Source organism: Halorubrum sp. F4 (assembly GCF_027257195.1).
Lineage (GTDB): Archaea > Halobacteriota > Halobacteria > Halobacteriales > Haloferacaceae > Halorubrum.
This window is the reverse complement of sequence record NZ_JAPDFS010000022.1, coordinates 1-10,277: the sequence shown is the minus strand read 5'-3', so window position 1 is coordinate 10,277 and position 10,277 is coordinate 1. Positions and strand designations below refer to the sequence as shown.

Sequence of the window (10,277 nt, the reverse complement as noted above, 5' to 3'; positions counted from 1 at the left end):
GCGACTCCCTCGCGGGCTCCTCGTGCCCTGACGGGCACTCGGAGGCGCGCCGGCCGCTCCGGCGATCGCTCGTTCCTCCGCCTGTATTGACCGAACCGGTGCCTGATCTATCTCTCGTTGTAGGTTTCGACGGAGCCGAACCGGACGGTCACCGCGGCGTCCACTGCTCGCACGCCTCCATGTCGTCCATCAGCTCGTCGTAGTGGCCGCAGTACGGCCGCATCCCGTCGTCGGTTCGAACGTAGTCGAACTCCGCGCAGTTCCCGCAGTAGGTGTCCCCGGGCCCGTCGCGTGCGGCGGCGTTCTCCTCCCGTGAGCCGTCCGTCGGCGCGCTCGGGGACCGCGGCGTCTCCGGCCCTCCGGGACCGTTCGGGCCGGCCCCGTCGGTGCCATCCGAACCGTCGCCGTCGAGCGGCGAGGAGAGGTCCGACGTCTCGCTCCCGCCGTCGCTGCGACCGGAGGGCGTCGGGGACGGCGTGCCGAGCGAACCGCCGGCGTTTCCTCCGGAGCCGCCGATGCCTCTCCCGGATCCGCCGGCGTTCCCCACGGAGTCGTCGAGTCCCGTCGAGTCGTCCGGCCGGTTCGTCTGCGTCTCCACGTCGCCGTCGGGCGTGCCGCCGAGGAGACCCACTCCGCCGCCGAGCCCCTGGATCCGGTCGCGTTCGACCTCGATGACCTTCGTCTCGCCCTTGTGGGTCACCTCCATCGTCACCGTCCCGCCGGGGTCGTTTCGGGTCTTGAAGTTGGCGACGCCCACGAACACGCACCACATCGTCGTCGCGGCCCCGAGGAAGTAGACGCCGGCGGTCGGCAGAGTGAGGTCCACGAGCTCGGGACGCGGCCCGCCGACCCAGTGGTTCGGATACGCCTGCGAGAACAGCGCGACGCCGAGCGCCATGATCGCCGCCCCGACGACCGCGGCCGCCCGGGTGCGTCGGTCGGCCGGCAGCACGGTCATCACGCCGAGCGTGACGAGCGGGACGCCGATCCCGCCGAGGATCCCGCCGAGCCGCCGCGCCGCGCCGGAGGTGTACCCGCTCGGCACGAGCACCTCCGCGGCGACGAGGATCCCCGCGACGAGCAGCAGCGTGCCGCCGACGAACAGCCCCGCCCCGAGCGACAGCCGCCGCGGGTCGACCTCGGAGCGCCCCTTTCCCCCGTACGCCTCCGAGAGACTAGTCATACGCCTCCTTCGTCTCCCACCGTGAAAACAGTACGTCAGACGTTCACCCGATCTCGGGACGCCATCGTCGGCGTCGTCGCCCTTCGTCGGGGGCGCGCTCCCCGTCGAGGACGGGCTAGACGAGCGCGTCGAGGTCGGCGTGCGCGTCGAGAAGCTCCGCCATCCGGTCGACGGTACGGGCGTCGCGGGTCCGTCCGCCGCGTATCACCGCCTCGACGCGGTCGATCGCGGTGGCCGTGTCGGTGTTCATCGCGAGCACGGCGGTCCCGGCCTCGGCGGCCCGGCCGAGCACCGCGCCCGACGGTCGGTGCCCGCCGGTGAGCACGAGGCACTTGACGCCCGAGGCGTCGAGGGCGGCCGCCTGGACGTCCGAGCGGTCGCCGCCGGTGATCACCGCGGCGTCGCGTGCGCGCCGGAAGTGCCGCAGCGCCTCGTCGCCGCCCATCGCGCCGACGAGGAACCGCTCGACGAACGCGTCCGAGGGGCCGTCGGTCAGCAGCTCCGCGCCGAGCTCGTCGGCGAGGTCGGCGACCGTGACGCCCGCGAGCTCCTTCTCGTGCGGGAGCGCCCCGAACACGGGGATTCCGCGGGATTCGAGGAACGGGATCCCGTCGTGATCGAGCGAGTCGAAGGCGGCGTCGCCCACCTTGTTGAAGAGGACGCCCGCGAGCCGGTCGCCGAACGCGTCGGCGGCGGCGAGCACCTCGTCGAGGTCGCCGGGAGACCCGTACTCCGCCACGAGCACGACCCGAGCGTCGAGCAGCTCCGCCACGTCGACGTCGGTGAGGTCGACGACCCCGCCGGTGGTCCAGTCGCCGCCGCCCTCGACGAACATGTGGTGGCGGTCGGCGGCCAGCTCGTCGAACTCCCCGCGGATCCGCTCGCGGAGCGCGCCGGCGTCCTCGGTGCCCCGGACCGCACCCTCGACGAACGTCGGCGAGTAGACGACCGGCTCCATCTGGTGCATCTCGGCGTCCAGACCGAGCACCTCGCGGGCGAGCATCGGGTCGCAGTCGAGCGTCTTGCCGACGTTCGACTGGAGCCGCGTCCCCTTCGGTTTCATGTAGCCGACGCTCCCGTCGCGGTCGGCGGCGAGCCGAGCGAGCGCGAGCGTGATCGCAGTCTTTCCGGCGCCTTCTCCGGTCGCGGTGACGAGTGTGGTGGTGTCTGTCATTGGTTGGGTTCCTCGGAGTCGAGTTCCTCGGGATCGACGGTGAGTCTCACGTCCACGGCGGCGACGTTCGTGCCCCCGTCGGCGTCGGGCAGTGCGACGAGCGGGTTGACGTCGAGTTCCAGGATCGCGGGGAAGTCGGTGACGAGCTGTGAGAGCCGACCGATCGTCTCGACCACGGCGTCGACGTCGACCGGGTCGCGGCCGCGAGCGCCCCGCAACAGGGGCGCCGACCGGATCTCCTCGGTCATCTCGCGGGCCTCGGGCTCGGAGACGGGCGCGACGCGGAAGGCGGTGTCCTCCATCACCTCCACGAAGATCCCGCCGAGCCCGAACATCACGAGCGGGCCGAACTGCGGGTCCCGGTTCATCCCCACGATGGTCTCGACGCCGTCGTCGAGGTCGACCATCTCCTGGACCTGGACGCCGAGGATCGTCGCGTCCGGCTGGTAGTTGCGCGCGCGGGTGATCAGGTCCTCGTAGGTGTCGGCCACGTCCGCGTCGGCGACGCCGACCGCGACGCCGCCGATGTCGGACTTGTGCAGGACGTCCGGCGAGACGATCTTCATGACCACGTCGCCGTCGATCCCGGCGGCGACCTCGCTCGCGCGCCCGGGCGAATCGACGATCTCGCCGTCGGGGGTCGGAATCCCGTAGGCGTCGAGCAGTTCCATCGCCTCCACGCCGAGGCGGTTGTCGTCGCGGTCATGGACGGACGAGAGCACGTCGCGGGCACGTTCGCGGTCGACGTCGAACGACATCGGCGCGGCGTACTCGCGCCGCCTGATGTCGCGGTACTCCGCGAGCGTCGCGAGGCTCTCGATCCCGCGGGCGGGATCGAAGTAACAGGGGATCCCCGCCGCCTGGAGCTTCCGTTTCGGCTCGCGGGTCCGGTCGCCGCCCATCAGGCAGGCGGCTACCGGGGCGTCGAAACCCTCGACCGTCTCGCGCACCGCCTCGCCCAGCTCGTCGAACTCGAGGGTCGCGGTCGGCGCGGCCAACACGAGCGCGGCCCCGACGTTGCCGTCGGCGAGGACCGTCTCGAGCGCCTCGCGGAACCGGTCGACGTCGGCGTCGCCGATGACGTCGACGGGGTTGTGAACGTTCGCCTCCTCGGGCATCGACTCGCGGAGCGCCTCGGTGGTCTCTCCGGTAAAGGAGGCCAGCTCGAGGCCCGCGTCGCCGACCGCGTCGGTCGCCATCACGCCCGGGCCGCCGGCGTTCGTGACGATCGCGACGCTGTCGGTGTCGGGCAGCGGCTGGCTGCCGAGGATGCCGGCGGCGTCGAACAGCTCGTCGACGGACTCCGCACGGATGACGCCGGCCTGGTCGAGCCCCGCCTCGTAGGCCTTCTCCGAGCCGGCCAGCGTGCCGGTGTGCGAGGAGGCGGCCTGTGCGCCCGCGCTCGTGCGGCCGGACTTCACCGCCACGATCGGGGTGTCGGCGGCGGTCTCGCGGGCGGTCTCGATGAACTCGCGGCCGTCCTCGATCCCCTCGAGGTAGCCGATGATCACGTCCGTACCCTCGTCGTCGCCCCAGTGGTCGACGAAGTCGGTCTCGTCGAGGACGGCCTTGTTCCCGAGCGAGACCACGTCCTTGAATCCGACGCCGTTGTCGTTGGCCCAGTCGAGGACCGCCGTGACGAACGCGCCGGACTGGCTCATGAACGAGAGCCCGCCGGGGAGCGCGTTCTCGGGCCCGAACGTGGCGTTCATGCCCGAGGGCGTCGACATGATCCCGAGACTGTTGGGACCGACGAGGTTCAGGTCGTACTCGTCGGCGATCTCGGCGAGGCGACGCTCGCGGGCCGCGCCGTCCTCGCCCGTCTCGCCGAACCCCGCGGTGATCACGACGACGTTTTCGACCCCCGCCTCGCCGCACGCCTCGATGGCGTCGAGCACGATAGAGGGAGGGACGACGACGACCGCCACGTCGGCGTCGGCCTCGCCGACCGCGTCGACGCAGGCCGTCCCGAGCACCTCGTCGTAGTTCGGGTTGACGGGGACCGTCTCGCCGGCGAAGTCCGCGAGCAGGTTCGACGTGACGGCGCGGCCGACCGCCCCCTCGCGGGCCGTCGCGCCGACGACCGCGACCCGGTCCGGGTCGAACAGTTCGTTGAGCGTACCCATCGTTTCCCGTCTACGTGGACGACGGCTTTAATCACGGTGACCGATCCCCGGTCCCGGGAATCCACGCTGACGCCCTGGCAACGCCGAGCGACTCGACGTCCGCTCGCGTCGTGCCCGTCACTCGGGGGCGATCCCGTCCTCGTCCCGTTCGTGTCCGGAGGGTGAACCGCTCCCGTCGGCGGCGGCGCCCGCGGTCGTCGCGTCGTCGAGGGCGGCGGCGGACGCCCTCGGCAGCGAGAGGGAGACGACGTTCCCGTTCGGATGCGTGTCGAAGCCGAGTTCGCCCCCGGAGCGGTCGGCGATCCAGTACACCTGCCACAGCCCCATCCCGACGGTGTGTCTGAGGTGGTCCATCTCCCACACGTCGGATATCACCCTCCGCTGTTCGACCGGGATCGGCGGACAGTTGTCACGGACCGCGATCCTCACGGTTTCGTCGGCGAGACTCGCTTCGACGTGGACGACGGGAGTCGAGTCGGCGTGTTCGACCGCGTTCTCGACGAGTTCGCCGACGGCGTGGTCGAGTTCGTCGATCGCGAGCACGGCCGCGTCGGCGGAACACGAGACGGTGAACTCGCCGCTCGGCTCCGCCGTCCGCGCCGCGTCGACCGCGTCCCGCACGATCGGTTCGACGGCGGTCGGGCGGGGCGAGCCGCCCCGCCCCAGCAGGTCGATCACGTCCCGCTGTTTCTCCGCGGTCTCGAGCAGGTCCTCGGCGACCCGGCGGATCGTCCCGGCGTCCGCCGCCGACCCGCCGGCCGTCCGGTCGGCGATCCGTTCCGCACACCCCATCACGACGTTCATGTCGTTCCGGATGGTGTGACGCAACAGGTTGTCCATCACCGTGAGCTGGCGGTTCCGCCGGTACTCGTCGGTGACGTCCCGGGCGAACCCCGAGACCGCGACGACCTCGTCGCCGTCGTACACCGGCTCCCCCGGCACGCGGAGCCACTTCAGGACCCCGTCGCCCGGCTCGATCCGGTAGTCGATGTGCGTGGTCTCGCCCCTCGAGAGCCGGGCCATCGCGCGCTGCACCGCGGATCGGTCGTCCGGATGGACGACGTCAAGGAATCGTTGGGGACGCTTCCGGAGCTCCGCGGGCGTCAGTCCGAACACGTCCTCGACGGCCTCGTTGACGAACAGGAGTTCCGACCAGTCGGCGTCGAACATCCAGAGGACGTCCGGCGACTTCGAGACGATCGTCTCGAGCCGACGGATCGACTCGACCTCCTCGGTGACGTCCCGCGAGCTCAACACGTAGCCGTCGACGCCGGTTTGTTCCGGTAGATACAGCTCGCTCTGCAACCAGAGCCAGTCGCCGCAGGCGGTTCCGTACCGGTACTCGAACGGTTCCCGCGGGGGTGTGCCGCCGGCGACGACGTCGGCGAAGACCGTCCTGACCCGGGACTCGTCGTCCGGATGGACGAGATCGAAGGCGTCCCGGCCCACGAGCTCGTCCGTCTCGAAACCGAGGAGATCGCCGGCCGCCGCGTTGAGGTACCTGAAGACGCCGCCCTCGTCGATCACGACGACCTTCTCCCGAGTGAGGTCGAGGAGGGTGGCGGCGTCCGGCGGACCGGTCATACGGATGAGTTCCAGGAAACGGACTTATAACCGTAGCCGTCCGGTTCTCAGGATCGAAAACCGGCCGCGCCGTTAGTATCGTCAGCCGGGCCGGTTCAGTCCGCGGAGACCTCCGGCGTGTCGAAGGCGGCACCGAGGGCGCCGGCTCCCCCGTCGGACTCCATCGTCAGGCGGACCCCGCCGTCGGTGAGTTCGAGCGTCGCGTCGGTGACGCCTCGGGAGTACTCCGCGGCGTGGTCGCCGTCGGGGTCGAACCGGACGCCCTCGGTGAGGAGCGGCGTCTCGCTCAGCCGTTCGACCTTCCGGTAGGCCGTCGAGAGCGCGATGTCGCAGGCGTCCGCGATCTCGCTCGTCGTCATCGGCTCGTCCGCCGTCGCGAGGATCGTCCGGCAGTCGGGATCCGAGAGCGCGTCGAACGCGGTGTCCAGGTCGTCGTCGGTCTCCGTCAGCGTCGTCGGTCCACCCACACGGGACGGGTCTCGTTTCATGTCTATCGATCCGTCCCCCATCCCCCCGAACCCCGTCCCTGTATATGCGGGGTGTTTTATACCGAACCCCGCGAGCGCGGCGGGCCGTCAACGTTTTGTCCGGCGGCGGGGACGGACGAACGATGGGATCCGGCATCAGGGCGGAGGTCTCGCTGCCGACGTCGGCACCGTCCCCGTTCGACGGCGTCGTCGACGGATCGACCCCGATCTACAGCGTCGCGCGAAGCCGGATCGCGCCCGAGCCGCCGGACGCGAACGAGACGGCCGACGGCGACGAGGCTCCCGACGACGACGAAACGGCCGCGGCCCCCGGCATTCCCGCGGACGCCGCCGGCGACACCGTCGTGATCGAGTTCCTCGCGGACGCCGACCTCGACGTTCCCGAGGGCGTCGAGACGGTGTTCGATTACGGTCGGAAGGCGGCCTATCGGTTCGAGGTACCCTGTGCGGACGAGTCGCCGTTCTCGGTGCTCGACCGTCACGGCGTCCCGGCGACGGAGACGGTCGTCCGCGACGGCCGGCTCCTCGTGACGTTTCACGCGGCGGACCTCCCCACGCTGCGGACCGTCCTCGAGGAGCTCCAGGAGTCGTGTGCGGACATGCAGGTGCTTCGGCTGTTACAGTCGTCGTCGACGCCCGAGGAGAGCGACCTGGTCACCTTCGACCGGAGCGAGCTGACGGAACGACAGCGAGAAGTTCTCTCGGCGGCATACGACGCCGGCTACTTCGACCACCCGAAGGGCGCGAACGCGGGCGAGGTCGCTGCGGACCTCGGCATCGATCGGTCGACGTTCAGCGAGCACGTCGCGGCCGCCCAGCGGAAGATCCTCGCGACCGTGCTCGACTCCTGACTCCCGCGGCCGTGCTCGACGTCTCGGATTCTGACGGCGTGGGAACTCGATGATCGATTGATAGGAACGGCCGTGCTATCCGTATCCATGACGACACCCACACACACGTTCGTCTGCCCGGAGTGTCGCCACTCGTTCGAGGTGGACGACGCGATGCGGGAGGCGCTGCTCGAAGCCGGCTGTGTCGTCTGCGGCGCGCCCGTCGTCGACGCCGACCTCACCGCCCCGACCGTCGAGTGACCCGCCGGTGAGTCACTCGCCGACGAGACGACTTCCGGTCCGGAGAGCGTCGCGGCCGTCGCCCGGTCTCGTGTGGTTTATGCGTGCGTATGTAGAGACGTAGCGTATGACGACGAAGCGCGAGGCCGAGATGTCCGCGTCGGCGATCGACGCGTTCCTCGCCCGCCACGAGACCGGCGTGCTCTCGCTCGCCCGCGACGACGCCCCGTACGCGATCCCGATCTCCTACGGCTACGACGAGGACACACGCGAGACGTTCCTGCGGCTGGTTTCGACCGTCGACAGCGAGAAGCGCGAGTTCCTCGGCTCCGACCCCGACGCCCGCCTCGTGGTGTACGAGGAGGACGGCGAAGCCTACACCAGCGTCGTCGCCGTCGGGACGATCGAGCGCGTCGACCCCGCGGAACTCACCCCCGAGCGGATCGCCCAGTACGGCGAGACCCGTCGTCCGCTCTTCGAGATCTGGGCCGACGGCAAGCCCGACCTCGACATCCAGCTCTACCGGCTCGCTCCCGACCGACTGACCGGTCGGACGATCACCGTCGATCGCGACGAGGGCGAGTAACCCGGGCCGTTCCCGCGTCACGCTCGTCGTCGTTTCCTCCTCTCGCTTGCTCCCTCTCCGTCCTCCCTCCACGCTCGTTTTCCGCTCCGCTCGGACTCCCGTGTGACCGCGCCGGCGAAGTAGAGAAACCGTGGGGAACGGTGATCGGATGAACGGAGAGCGGCGGAAGCGAAAACGACGGAATCGAGGACGGGTGGACGTGCGGATCCGGGCCCGACCGGCCGGGCTACGCCTCGGCGAAGTCGTCCGGACTCACGACGGTCGTACAGACCGGACAGCCGACCTCGAGGATGGTCTCGCGCATCTCGTCGTTCACCTCGATGGTCTGGTTACAGCCCGGACACGAGAACTCTGCGGTCGTCACGATGGTCCCTCGTTGGTCGAAAAACGGCGCCGGACGATATAAACCACCGGCTTTTCGGGTCGTTCGTCTACGCGAACGCGAGCGAGTCGTCCGCGCCGGTCTCGTCGGTCTCCTGGAGCTTCTCGTAGGCCTCGAGGAAGTCGTCGAGCGTGACCTGCGTCCGGTCGTCCCGGATCGCGAACATCCCGGCCTCGGTGCAGATCGCCTTGATGTCCGCACCGGAGGCGTCCTCGACCATGGCGGCCAGCTCGGTGAAGTCGATGCCGTCGGCGAGGTTCATCTTGCGGGTGTGGATCTGGAAGATGATCTCCCGGCCCGCGGTGTCGGGCTTGGGGACCTCGATGAGCCGATCGAAGCGGCCGGGCCGGAGGATGGCGGGATCGAGCATGTCGAAGCGGTTGGTGGCGGCGATGATCCGGACCTCGCCGCGCTCGTCGAAGCCGTCCATCTCCGAGAGCAGCTGCATCATCGTCCGCTGGACCTCGGCGTCGCCGGAGGTCTTCGAGTCCGTCCGCTTGGAGGCGATCGCGTCGATCTCGTCGATGAAGAGGACGGCTGGCTGGTTCTCGCGGGCGACCTCGAAGAGGTCGCGGACGAGCTTCGCGCCCTCGCCGATGAACTTGTGGACCAGCTCGGAGCCGGCCATCTTGATGAACGTGGCGTCGGTCTCGTTGGCGACCGCCTTCGCCAGCATCGTCTTGCCGGTTCCCGGCGGACCGTACAGGAGGACGCCGCTCGGCGGCTGGATGCCGACGTCCTCGAACATCTCCGGGCTCTCGAGCGGCATCTCGACCGTCTCGCGGACCTCCTGCATCTGCTCTTCGAGCCCGCCGATGTCGTTGTAGGTGACGTCGGGGGAGTGTTCGACCTGCATGACGCGAGCCCGGACGTCCGTCTCCTTCTCGAGTTTCTTGACGACGGAAAGCGAGTTGTTGACCGCGACGCGGTCGTCGGGGTCGACCTTCTCGCGCATCTCGTCGGTTATCTCCGTCAGTGCCTCCTGGTTGTTGCCGTGCTGTTTGATGACCGCGCCGTCCTCCGTGAGCTCCTGGACGGTGGCTACGAAGAGCGGCGACTGCTTGAGCTTCTTGTTCTCGTGGGTGAGCCGCTCGAGCTTCTGTTGATATTTGTTGTTCTCGGCGTTGGCGTCGAGGAGCTTGTCGCGCATCTCCTCGTTCTGGGTCTCGAGGACCTCCAGGCGCTCCTGGAGGGTCTCGATCTTCTCCTGTCTCGACGCCGACCCCTCGTAGGGCATGTCGACGTCGTCGACGGTGTCACTCATTGTCCGTAATAAAGCGTCTCGCGGATAAGAGGCTTCGGGTGGGGGCACTCGAGAACCGTCCCGCCACGAAGAGGGAATGTCCGATAGTAATAAAATAGGATAGTAAATATTATCTAACGGCATGAGTTACTGACGACCACGCATGAGCACCACGGAAGCCGTCGCCGCCGACGAGGACGTTTCGGACCGCTGGGAGGCCGTTCGCGACCTGCCGCCGAGCGCCAAGCTCGTCGCGAAGGTCCTCGATTACAACGACACGCTGACCCAGAGCCAGCTCGCCGAGGAGACGCTGCTCCCGCCGCGGACCGTCCGGTACGCGCTCTCACGGCTCGAGGAGGAGGACGTGATCGACGCCCGTTTCTCGTTTACCGACGCCCGGAAACGGCTGTACTCGCTCGCAGTGTGAGGACGCCCCCCCCC

Annotated in this window: 11 protein-coding genes; 4 read left to right on the top strand and 7 right to left on the bottom strand. The window is 69.3% G+C overall.

The window, feature by feature from the left end:
- Positions 1-148: 148 nt before the first annotated feature.
- From OKW78_RS15910 to OKW78_RS15890, 5 genes are all read right to left on the bottom strand, one after another.
- Positions 149-1,183 (bottom strand): hypothetical protein, encoded by a 1,035-nt coding sequence (locus OKW78_RS15910; RefSeq protein WP_281196040.1) that lies wholly within the window; start codon positions 1,181-1,183, stop codon positions 149-151.
- A gap of 115 nt (positions 1,184-1,298) precedes the next feature.
- Entirely contained in the window at positions 1,299-2,357 is a 1,059-nt protein-coding gene (locus OKW78_RS15905) for a phosphotransacetylase family protein (protein WP_281196039.1), read from the bottom strand.
- Complete coding sequence (locus OKW78_RS15900; protein WP_281196038.1) at positions 2,354-4,483, bottom strand: acetate--CoA ligase family protein; 2,130 nt, start codon at positions 4,481-4,483, stop codon at positions 2,354-2,356. The genes OKW78_RS15905 and OKW78_RS15900 overlap by 4 nt, the downstream gene beginning before the upstream one ends.
- A 117-nt stretch (positions 4,484-4,600) precedes the next feature.
- Entirely contained in the window at positions 4,601-6,067 is a 1,467-nt protein-coding gene (locus OKW78_RS15895; RefSeq protein WP_281196037.1) for a PAS domain S-box protein, read from the bottom strand.
- 95 nt (positions 6,068-6,162) lie between these two features.
- Complete coding sequence (locus OKW78_RS15890) at positions 6,163-6,555, bottom strand: helix-turn-helix domain-containing protein (RefSeq protein WP_281196036.1); 393 nt, start codon at positions 6,553-6,555, stop codon at positions 6,163-6,165.
- 122 nt (positions 6,556-6,677) lie between these two features.
- On the opposite strand from OKW78_RS15890, the gene OKW78_RS15885 reads away from it, so the two are divergent.
- From OKW78_RS15885 to OKW78_RS15875, 3 genes are all read left to right on the top strand, one after another.
- On the top strand, positions 6,678-7,406 hold the full coding sequence (locus OKW78_RS15885) for a helix-turn-helix domain-containing protein (protein WP_281196035.1): 729 nt from the start codon (positions 6,678-6,680) through the stop codon (positions 7,404-7,406).
- An 87-nt stretch (positions 7,407-7,493) separates the two neighbouring features.
- Positions 7,494-7,646 carry a zinc ribbon domain-containing protein gene (locus OKW78_RS15880; RefSeq protein WP_112079253.1) on the top strand — a complete coding sequence of 51 codons (153 nt, stop codon included), beginning with the start codon at positions 7,494-7,496 and terminating at the stop codon, positions 7,644-7,646.
- Between the two features lie 106 nt (positions 7,647-7,752).
- Positions 7,753-8,211, top strand: coding sequence for a pyridoxamine 5'-phosphate oxidase family protein (locus OKW78_RS15875; RefSeq protein WP_281196034.1), 459 nt, complete (start codon positions 7,753-7,755; stop codon positions 8,209-8,211).
- Positions 8,212-8,437: 226 nt separating this feature from the next.
- On the opposite strand, the gene OKW78_RS15870 is transcribed toward OKW78_RS15875, so the two are convergent.
- Positions 8,438-8,575 (bottom strand): zinc ribbon domain-containing protein, encoded by a 138-nt coding sequence (locus OKW78_RS15870; RefSeq protein WP_281196033.1) that lies wholly within the window; start codon positions 8,573-8,575, stop codon positions 8,438-8,440.
- Positions 8,576-8,642: 67 nt separating this feature from the next.
- On the bottom strand, positions 8,643-9,857 hold the full coding sequence (locus OKW78_RS15865; protein WP_122105447.1) for a proteasome-activating nucleotidase: 1,215 nt from the start codon (positions 9,855-9,857) through the stop codon (positions 8,643-8,645).
- A 142-nt stretch (positions 9,858-9,999) separates the two neighbouring features.
- Between OKW78_RS15865 and OKW78_RS15860 the strand changes: the two genes are divergently transcribed.
- On the top strand, positions 10,000-10,263 hold the full coding sequence (locus OKW78_RS15860) for a winged helix-turn-helix domain-containing protein (RefSeq protein ID WP_122105448.1): 264 nt from the start codon (positions 10,000-10,002) through the stop codon (positions 10,261-10,263).
- Positions 10,264-10,277 lie beyond the last annotated feature (14 nt).